Consider the following 18,216-nt stretch of genomic DNA (forward strand, 5'->3'; position numbering starts at 1 on the left):
TAATAATAATAATAATAATAATCGGCAAAATATCAGGCAAGCAGTAGATCCTAATGAAGAACTCATCAAGAGGGTAGAAGAACTAATGAAATTTACTGAAGAGCAGGAGGTTGAACCTATCGGAAATGTCAATTTAAATATTGTAATTTATGTTTACGGTGAAGGTTTTGACTATTGTTTACTTGATTCGGGATTGGATATACCTTTTTTGTTTGGTGATGAAAAACCTGAAGCTGTATTAGAAGAATGTCATTTTTTACATATTAACCTTGCTTTATACATTAGGGTTGATCAGGTATATATATTTGATTTTGATGAAAATTATGTGATACTGAATCCAGCTGTTGATCGCAATTTATCCAATATCAGAAGCAGGAGAGTGAAAGAAAAACTGAATAGTTATCGTGTTATTGGAAAGCCATCGGGTTATTTTCATATACATCCAGATCTGAGTATTGAACTTCGTGCTTTATTAGATAAGTATATGAATAAACGTTTTGAAAATTAATAGTTGTATTTCTTTACTACTTATATCTATCTTTTTGATTTGTGAATATGGATTTAATCACTGTCAAAGTTGAAGTGTTGCATACAGGTTTATAGATTAAAATTACACGATTTTGCTGCGAAAAAAAATACTGCCAACCAGATGAGTCCTTTAATTAGGAAAAAAAGGAAAGCACCTATTCCTACATTTTTGATCCATTGTCTATTTTTATTTTGCATAGTTGATTTATTTGTTTAATGTAATTTTATTCAACCTCTGTTTTATTTTCTTTTACTAATATAGATAGCTGTATGGTGAATTGAGCCAATAGGAATACTGATTTCTTTTTGATCTAATAATTCTAAGTTATTTAATTTTATCGGATCACCAAAATGCTTTTTTTCTTTACATATACAGTGCTATGTACTTTTCTTAAATACCAAAAATTAGTGGAGTCGAAAATCTTTAAGTGATCAAGATAAATAAGTGATAGTAAGTGGTGTTATAAGTAAACTTTATCTGGTGTAATTTATGTGCTTGATCTAATATGGACTGCTACTATTGGGTTGTTTTTGTATATAATTGTTCTGCTGAGTTATTTTTGAATACGGAAAGATCACCCTTTTATGTTTGAAAAATAATTATGATCAGCGGATTAAAAGGTGATCTAAGTATGTACATGATGATCTATGTATGGATAAATAATCAAGATCAATTTATTCAATTTCCTTTGCAATAAGTTTGTTGTATTAATTTTGTTATCAAAAAAAATGGCAAATTTTGTTATTTTTATCATGCATTAATATGAATTGATGATGTATATCAAAATGGTTATGAACATATGTTTGAATTATTTGCCATATATCACTTGGTAACTATTGTTCTATTAAGAGGTGCAACTAAAATTAGTTTCAGAAAACGGATTGTTTAAAATATGCTGAAATTTTATAACAATGTGGTCATTGATGCGTTTTAAAGAAGAAATTGATTAGTCATATTTATATTCAATAGTTTATGTATAAACCCGTTCAAGTTAATCGGAAAGATATTTATTTTAGACCTGATACGAAACGTGTTCTCGCCCGTTTTTTTTCATTAGGTGATGAGCGGTCGGTTAAAGTTATCCATCGTGTATTGCAATTGTCCGATGAAAAACAAAAGGAAGTTTTTGGACAAGTATTGCGTAGTTATTCGCAAAGACATCGCAGTATTGTTAAAGTTTTTGAGCGGAATTTTGATCGCGTACGTCATTTATTAGAGCGATTAGATACGCCAACGGATAAAATATCAATGACCGCAAAATTATTAATCGGCTCATATTTTACGATGGAATATTCAATTGAATCGGCTGCACTATTTAATCCTTCTATTGTTGAGCATCCGGATCAGAGTGAGCTTTTTAAAGGTGAGAAACGAGTCATTATTAGTTTTAGAGCTACAGGTGAGGGTCATGTATCATCTATTGTTTTTCGATCTGGATATATAGATGTTGAAAATAACATTCATCTGGATGTGATGGGAACGCTATTGGATAAGCCTATTAATATCAAGAATCACCGGTACAATAAGAGTAGTTTTATATCAAAGCTTATGGAGTTACATCCTAATGGAGCGTTGGCTATGGAGAAGCTCACCCAAAATTTAACTGAAACTTTTACTTATGAAGAACTGAAACGTTATGTCGAGGAGATAAGAGCAGGAATTGAGTATACAGCAGATAATGATGGGATCTTGAAGCAGGCTATATGGTTGGCTTCATCACACTATGAGATGACATTCTCCTTGGATACGGCTATATCGGAAAGGGTTATCTTTCCAATTTCTGATACGGAGAAAAGGGGTATTGAAGACGCCCGCTTTGTTCGATTTATAACACCAAAAGGAGAAGTTATTTATTATGCTACCTATACTGCATACGATGGATTTAGTATTTTACCGAAATTATTGACGACAAAGGATTTTTATCATTTTACGGTGAAGCCTATTCACGGTGAAATTGCTAATAAAGGTGCGGCTATTTTCCCAAGAAAAATCAAGGGTAAATATGCGATGCTATGTCGTATAGATGGTGAAAATAATTATATCGCTTATTCCGATTATATCAATATATGGAATGAAGCAATTCATTTGGTTCAAGAGCCTTCGAGTCCATATGAATTTATACAGATAGGAAACTGTGGTTCCCCGATTGAAACCACAGCTGGATGGTTGATCATTACTCACGCAGTTGGTCCTATGCGTGAATATGTGATCGGTGCTTCTTTATTAGATTTAGAGAACCCACATATTGAAATAGGCCGCTTAAGTCTCCCAATTTTAACACCTAATGATATGGAGCGGGAGGGTTATGTGCCTAATGTAGTGTATTCTTGTGGTGCAATCGTTCATAATGATCAATTGATCATGCCCTACGCTATGTCTGATTATGCATCGACTTATGCAACGATCAACTTGAACGATTTAATTCAAGCTATTCTTCAACCTGAAGTTTAATCTTTAATTCTTTATAAATAGTTATATAGGATATAAAATAACATAATGTACTTTCAGCTCCTTGATTTCGATTAATACCATAGGTCTCTAGCCCATCGCAACAACCTTTCGTATGATGATCGTAAAGAGGGAGCTTAAGGTCATTTTCACCTAAGAACCATTCGAAAGAACGAATCATTTTTTCAAAATATTCGTCGTTTTTGGTGATTTCAAAAACCTCTCTGAATAGGAGTACAGTGGCTGTGACATCAATAGGTTGTTGACCAAATTTACTCATATTTTGATTTTGTTTAGCCCATTTTTGATTTCCGATGATGGATAAAAATCCGTTTTGCATAATGATATTTTCCAAAAAGTAAAAAGTCGTAAATCCGATTTCTTTCAGTTTATCATCGTTTAAAAATTTATTAGACATGAGTATAGCTAAAGGTATAATAGCATTGTCATAGGCAAGTACAGGTTCAAACCATTTCCAGTCTTCATCAGCGCTGGCTTCATATTCATGTACTAATTTGAACGCTAATTTACGAAGTAGCTCGGTGATCCGTTCATCATTGGGTTGTTGTTTTAGATATTCAGATATACCCATCATCGTATAGGCAATTGCACGAATTGATTTTAAATTTTCAAAATGCGGTACTGCTTTAAAAAAAATGAGTGAACCTAATTGATAAAAATCATTGTATGGTGCTGTATTGAAAAGATAACCTAATGCCCAAATAGCTCGACCAAAGGAGTCTTCCGATCCAGTCTCTTCTAAAAACTCATTTTGAAAATTCATGAAATTATGAAAGAGACCATCTTCTCTTTGCGCATAATAAATATAACTTAGATAAGTCGAAATTCTTTTCTTTGTTGCTTTCTCTCCAAATGCATCATGTTGCATTAAACTTACGAGAAGTGCTCTAGCATTATCATCTAAACAATACCCTTCTCTGTAATTTGGAGTTGCAAAGGTAGCGTGTTGAATAATGCCGACATGGTTTGTCAATCGATCTAGATGATCCCATCTAAATTTTGGAAAACTTTCCAGGCGATCTATTTTTGTTTTGGTATCGGGACTCAAAGGTGCTAAAAATAGATTTTGGAATAATTTGGTATAGGAATGCCCTAATTTATTCCAAGTCGTCTTTTCGCCATGATGGCGAGCTTTAATTCTAAGATCTTCAAGTTTTTTTGGATTGTCAAATAGATCAATGAGAATATTTTTTAATTCTTTATAATTTTTAAAATCAAATAAAATACCTCTTCCATCAGCCAATAAATCTTTAGCATGCCAGTAAGGTGTGGATAATACTGCAGCTCCAGCTCCCACCGCGAATGAAAGTGTACCACTTGTTATTTGGGCCTCATTAATATAAGGTGTGATGTAAATATCACAGGCTGTCAAGTAAGTTGTCAATGCCTCAGTACTAACAAAATCATTAACAAAAAGGACATGCTGCTCTAGCCCTTTTTCTTTTATGAGTTCGATGAGATATTCTCGATATTCTTCGCCAGATTCCAACAGGACATTAGGATGTGTTTTGCCTACTATAAGGTAGATCGTCTCAGGGTATTCTTGAACTACTTTAGGAAGTGCTTGGATAACGGTTTCAATTCCTTTATTACGGGCTATAAAGCCGAATGTTAGGATAATTTTTTTGTTAGCTAATTGAAGTTGCTCTTTTGCTATATCTTGTTTGTAATCGAAAGCTGGGACTCCATGGGGTATCAATCTAATTTTGTTTTCATGTACATGATAGATTTTCTGAAGTAAATCTATCGCATATGAACTCATCACGACAATGATAGATGCTCGTTTGGCAATTTCTATCAGAATTGCTCTTTCGTCGATATTTGGTTTTTCTAGTATGGTGTGTAAATTCACTAATAAGGGCATGTGAAGCTGATTTATTAATGAGAGAATATAAACGCCACTATTTCCTCCGAATATGCCATATTCATGCTCCAATACCACGCAGTCGTATTTGTTTTCATTTATGAAATGAGCAGCTTGAATATAATCTAATTGCTGATGAGTATTAATTTGGAATACGACTTCCTCTGGATAGGAGTATGGTTGATCGGAAAGTGCGATAACGTGCTGCGTGATCGCTGAATCTTGGTGGTCTATGGATTGTATTAAATCATTTGTAAAAGTTGCTATTCCACATTGTTTCGGCAAATAAGTACTAATGTAAGCTATTTTCATGTTTATTTTGTAAATTTTATTGTGAAATTAAATTGTCTTGTATGATGATCTTAAGGATACTATTTTCTGTGATAAGTTCTATGATCAATGGAAGCGTGTATTATACTAATGCTTATTTTTTGTATAATACTAATGCTTATTTTTTTTAAATTTATTTTGAATAGTGAAAATTGTGACTAACAAAATGATGATTGTCTTTGATCCGATTAGTAAACAATTAGATAGGGTGAAAGTTTTTGAATTGGTTCAAGATACTGCTTTTAATTTAACATTAGCAATATCATTGTAAATCGTTAATTATAGTTTGTGAACTGAATTATTTTATATTACCTGAAAACAATTTCATCGTTTGTATGTTATTTAGATAGTACTTAATTTAAAAAAGGAGATTTTATTATGAGCGAATTAACATGGAAAGGTCGTTGGAACGAACTAAAAGGAAAAGTTAAACAGCAGTATGCGGATCTAACAGACGATGATTTATTGTATGCTGAAGGAAAAGAAGATGAGTTATTAGGTAAGCTTCAAAAGAAAACTGGTAAGACTAAGGAAGAAGTTGAAGATTGGTTGGACAAATTGAAATAGTAAAAAGAAAAATAATTTTTTGACATATAAAATAGGCTGTGTAGTATATATACAGCCTATTTTATGTGATCTATTTTTAATACAAAATCAGTGTTTTAACAACAAATTACATGTTTAACCATGAATAATCGCATGTAATTGAGCGTGTTAAATAAATTATCTACAAGATCTTTTAAAAAAAATAGCTTAATATTCAATAAGTTACATTTGACTATTAAAATTTTCCCTCATTTGTGAAAAAAAACTTTTATCTTCGTATAGCCCATCCCAAAAGGGCATGTTTTTCATAGGTAGATGAAAAAGTCGAGTTTTCCTAACTCGACTTTTTTTTGTTATACTCCTTACATGTTTTCTGATTCTGTTGCTGCGATGAGAGGTACAATTTTCATTGATTTTTTAGATGACTGTAATAACTGTTTTTTCAAAAATTGGCTATCGACATTTAAATTGCTAAAGCTGTATGAAATTTTTAATATTCGAAATTATTGAAAACAGAAAAGCCTCACTAGAAGTGAGGCTTTATTAAGCAATTAAGCAGTGCTCCCAACTGGGCTCGAACCAGTGACCAAAAGATTATGAGTCTTCTACTCTAACCAACTGAGCTATAGGAGCGGTTAATTTTTTTTGTCAAAATGCAACGTTTAGCGCGTTTTGACGATGCAAATATTGATATTTGTATTGATATTTCAAAATAAAAAGATGAAAAAAATTAAAAATATTATCCTGGATTATGGTGATGTGATCTTTATGATCGATTTTTTGAAGATGGAAGCAGCCTTTAGTGAGTTGGGTATCAAAAATGTACGTGACTATTATGGACATCGTTCGCAAACAAAACTTTTTGATGAATTTGAACAGGGGAAAATTTCATCTCAGGACTTTAGAGAAGGGATTCGCACTATATCAGGTATTTTTTCATTGACAGATCATCAAATTGATTCAGCTTGGAATGCCATGTTGTTGGGTGTACCTGATGGAAATCATGATTTACTGTTAGCATTGAAAAATAAATATAGGTTATTTTTGCTGAGTAATAATAATGAGATCCATTATAATTGGATTATGAACCATCTGAAAAGTAAGTTTGGTCTGGAGAATAATACCAAATTTTTTGAAAAGGATTATTATTCACACTTAATGGGTATGCGTAAGCCCAATGCCGATATTTTTGAATACGTATTATCGAAACACGAATTAAACCCAGATGAAACGGTATTTATTGATGATAGTCCACAACATTTAAAAACGGCTCAAGGATTGGGGATACAAACTTATTTGTTGACAAAACCAGATACTTTGCAAGCGCTAGTTTATAGAGAGGGATTATTAGAAAAATAGTAAAATATATATTTGAAATTACCAATCATAGTTGTACCTTTGCAACACTTTAAAATTAAAAGGCTACGAAAGGAGGTATATACAGAGCATGATTATCGTAAATGTAAAAGAAGGAGAATCTTTAGATAGAGCATTAAAACGTTTTAAAAAGAAATTCGAGAAAACTGGAGTTTTAAGAGAACTACGTTCACGCCAAGCTTACGAGAAGAGATCTGTAACTCGTCGTATTCAAGTTAAGAAAGCGATTTACAAACAAGGATTAAACCAAGAGGTTTCAATCTAAGGTTTCTTAGAAGATATAAAAAAGGGGAAAGTTTACTTTTCCCTTTTTTTATGCGCTTTATTTTGCTAAATTGGATACAAATAGAATGAAGTATGTATTTGAAGGAGTTTGAGCGATATTTGCAATTTGAAAGACGGTATTCAAAGCATACCTTAATTGCTTATATCCATGAGGTCAATTTATTTTTAACCTTTCTCGAAAATGAAGATTTGATTTTTGAGCAGGTTAATCATCGTGATATGCGCCACTACTTTTCATTGATGGCAGAAGCGAAAAAATCGGCTACTACTGTCAATCGAAGTATTTCTTCTTTACGTACTTACTACAAATTTTTACAGCGGGAGGGGATCGTGAAAGGCAGTCCTATACAGGTGAAAGCTTTAAAGACACCTAAAAAGCTTCCTGTCGTTGTTGAGAAAGATAAGTTACTGCTTTTATTAGATCAAATGGAAGTGAACGTTCATGATTTTGAAAGTAGGCGAGATAAATTGGTGGTTGAATTACTTTTTGGGACAGGTATTCGACTTACTGAATTATTACAAATTCAAGATCGAGATATCGACTATTATAATAAAAATATCCTTATATTCGGTAAAAGGAATAAAGAAAGGCTTGTCCCGATCAACGAAACGTTAATAAAGGAGTTACAACTTTATTTGCAAGCTAAAAGTTTGTATATTGAAAATAATAAATCAAGTTTCTTAATCGTTACTAAAGAGGGAAAACCAGCATACGAGAAATTGATCTATAGAATAGTGCATAAATATCTATCGATGGTTTCTTCACAAAAGAAGAGAAGTCCGCATATATTAAGGCATACTTTTGCAACTGCATTGTTGAACAATGGAGCTGATCTTAATGCAATAAAAGAGCTCCTCGGGCATGCTGGGCTTGCAGCAACGCAAGTATATACGCATAATTCTGTGGAGCGGTTAAAGTCTATTTATAAACAAGCTCATCCAAAAGCTTAAAAAAAGGAGGAAAAATGAACATTACTGTGCAATCAATTAAATTTAATGCTGATCAAAAGCTAATTGAGTTTATCCAAAGAAAAACAGGTAAATTGAATCAGTTTTTAGACTCAATCATTGGTGGAGAATGTTATTTGCGTTTAGAAAATGTAGATGATGAAGCTAATAAGGTATCGGAAATAAAAATAAATATACCCGGAAGTCAACTTTTTGCGAAAGGACAAGCTAAAAGTTTTGAAGAAGCAACTGATATTGCAGTAGAATCCTTAAGAAGACAAATTAATAAACATAAGACCAAAACAAAGACACAAGCAAGTAATCATAAAGAAATTTTGACTACTGAGGAAGAAGAGTATTAATGAAGTAAATATTAAAGAGAAAGGACTAATCGACGAGGTTAGTCCTTTTTGTGTTTAGATTGTTTTAAAAATTTGGTATGCTACTACCTGCTCACAGTAATTGCTATTTATAATTATTAAAAATAATTCATCAGTTACTTGGATTGATTATAAATAATGGCTATTTTTGTCTCATCATAATAAATAAGGAAATGATCGATACAATCTGTCCATTAGCACATGTAGAAGAGGTTTTTAAAACTGAAACTGGAGCGATATATCAATGTAGTCGTAAAAATTGTTATTGGATGGAATTTGCTGGTTCGACTACTTCATTTTCTGTTTCTGATTTTTTAAAATTTAAAAAATTTATTGATCAAATTGATATTGAAAAAATGTTAATTGATACTGCAAGGTCTTCGGATTTTACTTTGGTGATGCCTTATCGTACAGAACGATGCTTTCTACTGGCTGTCCAAGATATTTTAAATTTAAGAGAACTGTTGGATGGTGCTAAGTTTATGATTGAATTAAATAGTGTCATTAAGGCTTGTTTACGAAGTTCCTTAGTCTCCGTATTGGCATAAAAACCTTACTTATAATTATACTGATTCTAAACTATTTAAGTTTTTTACCGCTAATTTAGACTTAATTTGTATTGTATTATTTTTATACAAAAATCAGTTTCCAGCCGTATATTTGTATTGTTCAAGTAGGTCAGGTATTATCAAACTTGATCTTTAATATTGGAATTAAAACTTACAGATATGAAAGATTTATTAAAACTAAAATCTTCTTTAACAGAGGAAATTGAAAATATATTAAATGCTCAAATTAAAGTTGAAGCACACTCTTCCTCCTTATATTTAGCAATGTCATCATGGTGTGACGACCAAGGTTTGGAAAATGCTGCTGAATTTTTTGCTAAGCAATCCAATGAGGAAAGAGAGCATATGTTGAAAATATTTAATTATATCAACAATAGAGGCGGACGTGCAATATCTCCTGAAGTGACAGGTATACCTTCTGATTTTGATTCTTTTCGAGGAATTTTTGAATCTGCATTAGAGCAAGAGATGTTTGTAACTGAGCAATTTAATAACATCGCTGATAGATGTATGAAAGCAAAGGATTATGTTACTTTCAACTTTTTACAGTGGTTCTTATCGGAACAAGTTGAAGAAGAGTTTGTTGCAAGAAGAATTTTAGAATTGTTTGATGTAATAGGTGAAGAGGGTACTGGTCGTTGGGAAATTGACAAACACTTACTCAAGGTTACTTTTTCAGGTGAATAATTAATATATTCTAGTAAAAATAAAAAAAGGTGGTTTATTTATAATAAACCACCTTTTTTTATACAATAATTCAATATTGCTCGTTATGGTTGTGCGAAATATTGTGTATATTAACATACTAATAGAATAAGTTGTTTTGATGTCGGATAAATTCGAAATATCAGGTAGTAATCATAAGATCATTTTATTTATCATTCTTTTTTTTGTTGTAAATAGGGTTGAGGCTCAAATGCAAAAAAAGGAAGTGTATGGCTTTGTTGTGGACAGTGAGGGTCAGCCGCTTGCAGGTGTAAATGTTCGATTGACAACTTCGCTGGATACTATTGTGGCAATCACTTCTAAAACAGGATTCTATAAGTTTTTCCAAGTGAAGGGTAGTAATATCCGGTTGAACTATAGTTCACTTGGACTGCAGATCGTAGATCGATCTTATCCTCAATACAATACGACTGATCGGGTAGTCGCGGAGACGATCATACTAAAACCTCAAACCTCTGTTTTAAAAGAGATTGTTATTAAGAAATATAAGCCTATCACCTTTAAAGAGGATACTGTACAATTTAATATGGCAGCATTCCAATTTGATCGGCGAACGTTATTAGAAGATGCGTTAAAGCAAATTCCAAATTTTCAAGTTTCAAGAGATGGTTCTGTATATGCTTTTGGAAAACCGATTACTTCTGTACAAGTAGATGGTAAGAAGTTTTTTGGTGGTGATGTACTGACTGCTACCCGAAATCTTCCTGCAGATTTTATCAAAAATATTCAAGTAATTGACTTTTATGGAGATGAGGCTAATGCAAAAGGAACAAAAAGCGCAAATTCAGAGAAGATTTTAAATATTATTTTAAAAGACGATAAAAAGAAAATCACTTTTGGGCAGGTAACAGGAGGATTGGGCAACCAGGAACGCTATCTTGCTAGTGCGGGTATTAATAAATTTAATGATGGACAAGAATTATCTTTTGTCGGTTCTATTAATAATACTAATACTAATTTATTTTCTTTTGGATCTCCAAATGGTGGTGGTTCTCGTGATCGGGTTATGGGTGAATTGGCCGACTTTGCAGATCCTACCGATGGATTTAATAATGTTGGATCTTTGGGAACTAGCTTTTCAAGTAATCTAAGTGATAAAATTTCGGCTTTTGGACGTTATAGCTTTACAAATACGAAAAATACTACTAAAGGAAATTCCTATCTACAATCGGTTTATGGTTATAATACCATCAGTAATCTGGAAGATTACGTCACTAAGACTGTCGACAATACTCACCATATGAACTGGGGGTTTGATATTAAACTATCTGAATCGGATATGTTAAAAATATCCCCAACATTTTCTTGGAATAAATCGAAAGGTGATGAAATCCGTGATCGCCATATTAAAAATAGATTGATTACGAACAAAGGTGAATATGCCTCTGAAAATAATAGTACAAGTCCTAATGCAGAAATAGATATCTTGTATGCTAAAGTCTTTAAGAAACCAGGTAGAAAGGTAGTATATAACTTGCATCTGGGTTATAATTCTCTTGAAAAAAATGAAAACATCGTTGATAAAAATACAATTATCGATAGTACATTTAATGAGATAAATACGAAGAATACTTTTTTAAATCAATTTGTTAAGAGTAATAATCAAAATCAAGATATAAAAAGTTCACTATCGATCATAGAACCTGTGGATAAAGGGGGAGTATTGGAATTAAATTATGATTTTAATTATACCGCAATTGATGCAAGGCGTTTGGTTCATGAACGGAGTAATGAACAAAATGAATTATTTCGTATTGATTCGCTTAGTTTAAGCTATGATTATGCATTTTCATCCAATAGGGTTGGAATGAAATATCAACAAGATATTTTCTCTAAATTTAAATATAATATTGGATTTGCTGTGCAACCTACTGAGCTGACAGGATATTCACGTGATAAATCTATTAAAACATCATATAGTAATGTAAACTTAATACCTGCAGCAGGCATCAAGTGGAAATTTAATGAAAATACTGACCTATCTATTGATTATTTGGGAAAAAACAATCAACCCAATTTCTATCAGATCCAACCGATAGTAGATAATACAAATTCTCAAAATATCATTGAAGGAAATCCCGATTTAAGAGCTGAATTTGCCAATCGTATTTTAGCAAAATATCGTAAATCGATTGTTACCAAGGGACAGTATTTTGAGGGTAGTCTTGCATATAATTTTGTATCTGATAAAATTGTTTCTAACCGGACTACCGTTCTGAATTCTACAGTACAAAAGACTACTTTTTTAAATACTTCTGGTTATTACGATGTGAAGGCCTACTATCTATTTACTGCGGCTCTGTTTAATGATAATATACAAATGAGTCTGAATGGTAATGCAGATTATTATAATAATGTGACTTATATCAATGATAGGCGCAATGATGGCGGGCATTTCTTATATTCGCAATCCCTTCAATTCCGCTATATGTTTAATGATTTATTTGAAGCAGAACTCAATGGTAATTACTCTTTAAATAAGGCTTCATATAAACTGCCTTTTAATGATCAAATCATAGCACATACTGGTGTTCTAGGTTTAGGTTCTAAGTGCTATGTAAGTGAACATAGTTCTTTTGGTGTAGAAGTATCTCAAAGATTAAATGCAGGATATTCATCTTCGTCTTGGACAAATATTAATCCGACAATTATTAATGCTTACTTTGAGTATACGTTTATGCGCAACAACTTAGCTATGCTTCGAATTCAGGGTTTTGATTTACTAAATCAAAATTCAGGAATTACGAGAGATGTAATAGGGAATGATATTTTGGATGTCCAAAATGAAAGATTGTCACGTTATTTTATGGTTTCTCTAAATTTCCGTTTACAAAAATACCCTAAAAAATCATAATGAAAGCAGTTGTTATAACAAAATTTGGTGGGCCTGAGGTTTTAGAGGTGCAAGAGGTCGATAAGCCAACGTGTACTGGGTACGAGGTTTTAATCGAAGTGAAGGCGGCGGGAGTGAATCGGCCAGACGTTTTTCAAAGGAAGGGAAATTATAGAGCTCCTGATGGTGCTCCTGCTGATATTCCAGGCTTAGAAGTAGCTGGAGAAATTGTGGGAATAGGAGATTTGGTACGTGAATGGAAGATTGGAGATCAGGTTTGTGCGCTTTTATCTGGAGGTGGCTATGCTGAATATGTCTCTGTTGATCAGGGGCAATGTCTACCTATACCTAAAGGGTTTAGTTATGCGGAGGCAGCTGCTTTGCCCGAAACCTTATTTACAGTTTACCACAATGTATTTAAGAGAGGCACTTTGAAATCTGGTGATAATTTTTTAGTGCATGGAGGAAGCGGTGGTATTGGATCTATGGCAATACAGTTGGCAAAATTGTCTGGAGCAAAAGTATTTGTTACGGTAGGATCAGATGCTAAAGCATCATACTGTAAACGAATAGGTGCAGATGTTGCGATTAACTATAAAAAAGAAGATTTTGAGGAAATCATTGGTAAAAATCAAATTGATGTTGTGCTAGATAGTATCGGTGGTGATTACTTTGCTAAAAATATAGAAATATTGAAGGAGGATGGTCACTTAATTTATATCAATGCGATGCAAGGTGCAAAAGTAGAATTGAATCTTTTTAAATTGATGCAAAAACGTATTTATATATCTGGCAGTCTCTTAAGAAGTAGAAGTATTGCGTTTAAGAAGGAGGTGCGTAATGAAATTATTGATCATGTTTTTCCATTGTTACAACTAGGGTTATTTAAAACCAATATATACAGAGTATTTGAACTTGAAAATGCACAAACAGCTCACACGATATTGGATTCTGGAGATTTTACGGGGAAGTTAGTTTTTGTTTTTTAATAGTTTCTCGAAATCTCTCTTTGATATTGCAAAGGGGTAAAGCCAGTTGCATCTTTAAAGTACTTATGGAAACTTACAAAGTTTTGAAATCCGCTTTCAAAGCAAATCTGTTTGACATTCAGTGTCCGCTCGGCCAATAATCGGCAAGCATATCCAATACGCATCTCAATAAGATACTGAAATAGGGTCTTTCCAGATTTGGCTTTAAAATAACGACAAAAAGAATTGGTTGTCATACCGGTCATGGAAGCAATATCTTCAAGTCGAATGTGTGTTCTATAGTGTTGCGTAATGTATTCCATAATTACGTTCATTCTTCCAAAATCAAGATCTTGTCTATCAATAGGGTAGTTTTCACTGGATAATAAATGATATTCTTCTGACTCTGAAATTAAAGTTAAAACTTCTATTAATGCTATTATTTTAGTTGAATTTTGACTTTTTAAAAGTTTTTCTATAAGTGATTGTGCTGATTTTAATATTGATTTATTTAATTGAATTCCTCTTTTGGATTTTTTGAATAAGTTCTTAATTTTATGATTTTCAGGTAGATTAAAAAATTGCTCGCCTAAGAAATTTTCTTTAAAATGTGCTACTCTAATATCTGCTGGTTCGGGATTTGGACCATCCAAATAATGACTATCAAATAGCCAATAATGTGGTAAATTGGGACCAACCAAAACAATATCTCCACTTGAAAAATTGTTAACACTGTCACCAATAAATTGTGTACCAGCTCCTTTCTCAAAATGTATTAATTCCAATTCTTCATGATAGTGCCACAGATTATGATTCTGTGGTACGATATCATTTCTTACGCTGAAAGATTGTACATTGCTGTTATTGACTTTTAATAGCTGAGGCTTCATTTATTAATAAATATATGCACATTTTTTTGATTTATCGGCATGATGAATGATAATATAGTTTATTAATTGGGTAAAATACTTAAATTTTGTTCCATTATTTATTCTTTATTTTACATAAACCAATGATAAATTATATTCTATATGTCGATCAGTAAAAGTAATAAACTAGCAATTGTTCTTGTAACGTCCTTATTCTTTTTTTGGGGATTTGTTCATAATCTAGACCCTATTTTAATTCCACATCTGCGCAATGCTTTTAGTTTAACGCATTTACAGGCTTCTTTAGTAGATTCGGCAGTTTTTATTGCATATTTTTTACTGGCTATCCCTGCTGGTATAATCATGAAGAAATATGGTTATAAATCAGGGATTTTAATCGGCTTGATACTTTTTGCCGTAGGTTGTTTTCTTTTTATACCAGCGGCTAATCAGATTAGTTATGTTTTCTTTTTAGGGGCTTTATTTATAGTTGCTTGTGGCTTAACAATCTTAGAAACTGCCGCAAATCCATATGTAACAGTATTAGGGGATCCTAGTAAGGCAACTCAACGTTTAAATTTTGCTCAATCTTTTAACGGTTTGGCGGCATTTATTGCTCCAATTCTTGGTGGTAAATTTATTTTAGCAGAACAACCTAAATCCGATACGGAGATAGCTGCTATGACTGAACAGGTTAAAATTGCTTATATTCAAGCAGAGACTGCAACAGTTAAAGGGCCTTATTTGATTTTAGGTTTAATTATATTGATTGTAGCGGCTATTCTTTTTTTTACAAAACTTCCTGATATAAAAGATGACGAAGGAGAGCAAAAGTCAGGCTTTTTTCATGCGTTCAGACATCTGAATGTAAGATGGGCTGTGGTTGGTCAATTTTTTTATGTTGGTGCTCAAGTTTGTGTATTAAGTTTTATGGTATTGTATGCCACAGATGTGGCCGGCATATCTCCATTAAATGCTTCAAAATATGCGAGTTTTGCTGGTTTGGCATTTATGTTAGGTCGATTTGTCGGTACATTTTTTATGAAATATATTAAGCCATTGACATTATTGATGATATACTCTGTAATTTGTATTTTATTGTCATTCATTGTGATATATGGTTCTGGTGAAGTGACAGTGTATGCTTTAATTGCGGTTGCTTTTTTTATGTCAATTATGTTTCCAACTATATTTGCAGTAGGTGTTGAAGGTATTGGAGCAGATACAAAGTCTGCGTCGAGTCTAATCATTATGTCAATTGTAGGCGGAGCAGCGCTACCTCCCATATTGGGGTTAATTTCAGATAAAACCGGAGATCTCCAGCTTGGATACTGGGTGCCTTTAATCTGTTTTGTCGTGGTATTGTTATTTGCATTAGCAAATAGAAAATCAAATAATCAAATTGTAAATTCTACTCATGAATAATATTAGTAATATCAAACAGTATACGTTTGCTTTGGATTTAGTCAATGATCCAAAGCTTATAATGGAATATGAAAACTATCACCGTGCCGTATGGCCGGAAATTGAACGATCGATATTAGAGGCTGGAGTCACAAAAATGCAAATCTTTAGATTTGAGAATCGATTATTTATGATTATGGAGGTAGATGACTCTTTTTCTTTTGAGAAAAAAGCACATATGGATACGAATAATCCCAAGGTGCAGGAATGGGAGCAATTAATGTGGAAATATCAAAGTGCTATTCCAGGTGGAAAAGAAAATGAAAAATGGGTATTAATGAATAAGATATTCGAATTGAAAAAATAAGATGATAAAGGATAAGAAAACGTATTTGCAGATTCATCCAAGTGATAATGTGTTGGTGGCTTTACAAGATTTGCCTCAAGGCACAGTGATTGAATGGGATAATAAAAGTTTCGCATTATTGGAGCATGTTGCTGCTAAACATAAGTTTACCATTCATCCATTGTTTAAGGATGATGATATCTATATGTATGGGGTATTGGTAGGAAAGGTAAATTGTGATTTAAAAACAGGATCATTAATATCAACGTTGAATTTAAGACATGCTGCAGATGATTTTAAATTAAGTAAAAGAAACACTTCTTGGAATAAACCAGATGTTAGTGTTTTTAAAGATCGGACTTTCAATGGTTTTCATCGTTCTAATGGAGCTGTTGGTACTGCTAATTATTGGGTAGTGATTCCATTGGTTTTTTGTGAAAATAGAAATGTTTTGACTTTAAAAAGCGCTTTTGAAGAAAAGCTCGGATATAAAATTAAAGCTAATGATTATAGTGCGGAGGTGGACGAGTTGATACGCTTGTATCAGTCGGGTGCTGATGTATCGCAAATTATCGCTCAAGATTTGAGCGCTTCGGTTGATCAAACTAGCGATCAAAGACTATTTGCAAATGTAGATGGTATTAAATTTTTAAATCATGAAATGGGATGTGGTGGTACAAGAATGGATTCAGATGCACTATGTGGACTGCTAGCGGGTTATGTGACGCATCCAAACGTAGCTGGAGCTACTATTCTGAGCTTAGGCTGTCAACATGCTCAAGCTTCGATTTTGCAAGCTGAAATCGCAAAAAGAGATCCAAAGTTCGACAAGCCTTTGTATATTTTTGAACAACAAAAAGAAGGTACTGAAAAGGAGTTAATGCAAAAAGCTGTTAAATCAACTTTTGCAGGAATGATGGAAGCGAATAAATATTCACGTAAGCCTGCTTCTTTGGATAAATTATGTATTGGATTAGAGTGTGGGGGATCAGATGGTTTTTCTGGTATATCTGCTAATCCAGCTTTAGGTTATCTTTCTGATATGTTGGTGACATTGGGCGGGTCTGTTATTTTAGCGGAATTTCCTGAGCTCTGTGGTGTAGAGCAAGAGCTTAGTGATCGTTGTATAGATGAAGCTACTGCGGACAAATTTATGCAGTTGATGCGCGTATATAATGCAAAAGCAGAAGCAGATGGATCTGGTTTTTATATGAATCCTTCTCCCGGAAATATACGAGATGGACTTATTACCGATGCTATAAAATCTGCTGGGGCAGCAAAGAAAGGTGGAACATCTCCTGTAATAGCAGTAATTGATTATCCCGAATTGGCCAATAAACCAGGTTTAAATCTTTTATGCACTCCGGGCAATGATGTTGAGAGTACTACGGCAGAAGTCGCTGCCGGCGCTAATATTGTTTTGTTTACGACAGGATTGGGTACCCCAACCGGAAACCCCATTGCTCCAGTGGTAAAATTATCCACAAATACTAAAACATTTGAGAAAATGTCTGACATCATAGATCTGAATTGCGGAACAATTATAGAAGGAGAAGAGTCCATTGAAGAGGCTGCTCATCGTATTTTAAATTATGTGATTCAAGTAGCGAGTGGTGAGGTAGTTCCTAAAGCAGTTCTCCTTGGTCAGGATGATTTTATTCCTTGGAGGAGGGGGGTGTCTTTATAGAATAGGATGAGCGGTCAGATTGCCTTATACTTAAAATGCAATTTGAAATTTAAAAAAATACCATTTGAAAAGTTATATTTTCGAGC

At 33.0% G+C, this 18,216-nt stretch carries 16 protein-coding genes and 1 tRNA gene; 14 read left to right on the forward strand and 3 right to left on the reverse strand.

The features are described from left to right. Together B3P23_RS19935 and B3P23_RS19940 are read left to right on the forward strand one after the other, a co-directional pair. Positions 1–508, forward strand: a 508-nt coding sequence (locus B3P23_RS19935; protein ID WP_293928997.1) for a hypothetical protein, incomplete at its 5' end; no start/stop codon positions are given. A 993-nt stretch (positions 509–1,501) separates the two neighbouring features. Further along, entirely contained in the window at positions 1,502–2,980 is a 1,479-nt protein-coding gene (locus tag B3P23_RS19940) for a glycoside hydrolase family 130 protein (RefSeq protein WP_045753952.1), read from the forward strand. On the opposite strand, the gene B3P23_RS19945 is transcribed toward B3P23_RS19940, so the two are convergent. Beyond that, entirely contained in the window at positions 2,958–5,174 is a 2,217-nt protein-coding gene (locus B3P23_RS19945) for a glycosyltransferase family 4 protein (protein ID WP_248753457.1), read from the reverse strand. The genes B3P23_RS19940 and B3P23_RS19945 overlap by 23 nt on opposite strands. A 396-nt stretch (positions 5,175–5,570) precedes the next feature. On the opposite strand from B3P23_RS19945, the gene B3P23_RS19950 reads away from it, so the two are divergent. Next, complete coding sequence (locus B3P23_RS19950; protein ID WP_031289203.1) at positions 5,571–5,759, forward strand: CsbD family protein; 189 nt, start codon at positions 5,571–5,573, stop codon at positions 5,757–5,759. Between the two features lie 538 nt (positions 5,760–6,297). Here the strand turns inward: B3P23_RS19950 and B3P23_RS19955 are convergent. Continuing rightward, positions 6,298–6,371: transfer RNA gene (locus B3P23_RS19955), tRNA-Ile, on the reverse strand. A gap of 87 nt (positions 6,372–6,458) precedes the next feature. On the opposite strand from B3P23_RS19955, the gene B3P23_RS19960 reads away from it, so the two are divergent. The 8 genes from B3P23_RS19960 (at position 6,459) to B3P23_RS19995 (ending at position 13,845) form a co-directional block, all read left to right on the forward strand. Continuing rightward, positions 6,459–7,097, forward strand: a complete 639-nt coding sequence (locus B3P23_RS19960) for an HAD family hydrolase (protein WP_248753458.1) — start codon at positions 6,459–6,461, stop codon at positions 7,095–7,097. An 88-nt stretch (positions 7,098–7,185) separates the two neighbouring features. Next, positions 7,186–7,380, forward strand: coding sequence for a 30S ribosomal protein S21 (gene rpsU / locus B3P23_RS19965; RefSeq protein WP_021190399.1), 195 nt, complete (start codon positions 7,186–7,188; stop codon positions 7,378–7,380). Positions 7,381–7,472: 92 nt separating this feature from the next. After that, positions 7,473–8,351, forward strand: a complete 879-nt coding sequence (locus B3P23_RS19970) for a tyrosine-type recombinase/integrase (RefSeq protein ID WP_045754593.1) — start codon at positions 7,473–7,475, stop codon at positions 8,349–8,351. Between the two features lie 14 nt (positions 8,352–8,365). After that, positions 8,366–8,710, forward strand: a complete 345-nt coding sequence (gene hpf, locus B3P23_RS19975) for a ribosome hibernation-promoting factor, HPF/YfiA family (RefSeq protein WP_045754592.1) — start codon at positions 8,366–8,368, stop codon at positions 8,708–8,710. Between the two features lie 191 nt (positions 8,711–8,901). Continuing rightward, positions 8,902–9,276, forward strand: coding sequence for a DUF6686 family protein (locus B3P23_RS19980; protein ID WP_045754591.1), 375 nt, complete (start codon positions 8,902–8,904; stop codon positions 9,274–9,276). A gap of 180 nt (positions 9,277–9,456) precedes the next feature. Then, entirely contained in the window at positions 9,457–9,984 is a 528-nt protein-coding gene (locus B3P23_RS19985; protein WP_045754590.1) for a ferritin, read from the forward strand. Positions 9,985–10,123: 139 nt separating this feature from the next. Then, entirely contained in the window at positions 10,124–12,877 is a 2,754-nt protein-coding gene (locus B3P23_RS19990; protein WP_293929008.1) for a TonB-dependent receptor, read from the forward strand. Further along, positions 12,877–13,845, forward strand: coding sequence for an NAD(P)H-quinone oxidoreductase (locus B3P23_RS19995; protein ID WP_293929010.1), 969 nt, complete (start codon positions 12,877–12,879; stop codon positions 13,843–13,845). The genes B3P23_RS19990 and B3P23_RS19995 overlap by 1 nt, the downstream gene beginning before the upstream one ends. On the opposite strand, the gene B3P23_RS20000 is transcribed toward B3P23_RS19995, so the two are convergent. Next, positions 13,842–14,714, reverse strand: coding sequence for an AraC family transcriptional regulator (locus B3P23_RS20000; RefSeq protein WP_045754588.1), 873 nt, complete (start codon positions 14,712–14,714; stop codon positions 13,842–13,844). The genes B3P23_RS19995 and B3P23_RS20000 overlap by 4 nt on opposite strands. 141 nt (positions 14,715–14,855) lie before the next feature. On the opposite strand from B3P23_RS20000, the gene fucP reads away from it, so the two are divergent. Genes fucP through B3P23_RS20015 form a run of 3 tightly spaced genes read left to right on the forward strand, consistent with a single transcriptional unit; the run spans position 14,856 to position 18,130 of the window. Continuing rightward, the gene (gene fucP, locus B3P23_RS20005) at positions 14,856–16,118 is read left to right on the forward strand and encodes an L-fucose:H+ symporter permease (protein ID WP_045754587.1); all 1,263 of its coding nucleotides are present in this window, start codon (positions 14,856–14,858) and stop codon (positions 16,116–16,118) included. Further along, complete coding sequence (locus B3P23_RS20010; RefSeq protein ID WP_248753462.1) at positions 16,111–16,464, forward strand: L-rhamnose mutarotase; 354 nt, start codon at positions 16,111–16,113, stop codon at positions 16,462–16,464. Before fucP ends, B3P23_RS20010 begins: the two co-directional genes overlap by 8 nt. A gap of 1 nt (position 16,465) precedes the next feature. After that, positions 16,466–18,130 carry a UxaA family hydrolase gene (locus tag B3P23_RS20015; RefSeq protein ID WP_293929013.1) on the forward strand — a complete coding sequence of 555 codons (1,665 nt, stop codon included), beginning with the start codon at positions 16,466–16,468 and terminating at the stop codon, positions 18,128–18,130. Positions 18,131–18,216: the final 86 nt, after the last annotated feature.

Source organism: Sphingobacterium sp. UBA6320 (assembly GCF_002440335.1).
Lineage (GTDB): Bacteria > Bacteroidota > Bacteroidia > Sphingobacteriales > Sphingobacteriaceae > Sphingobacterium.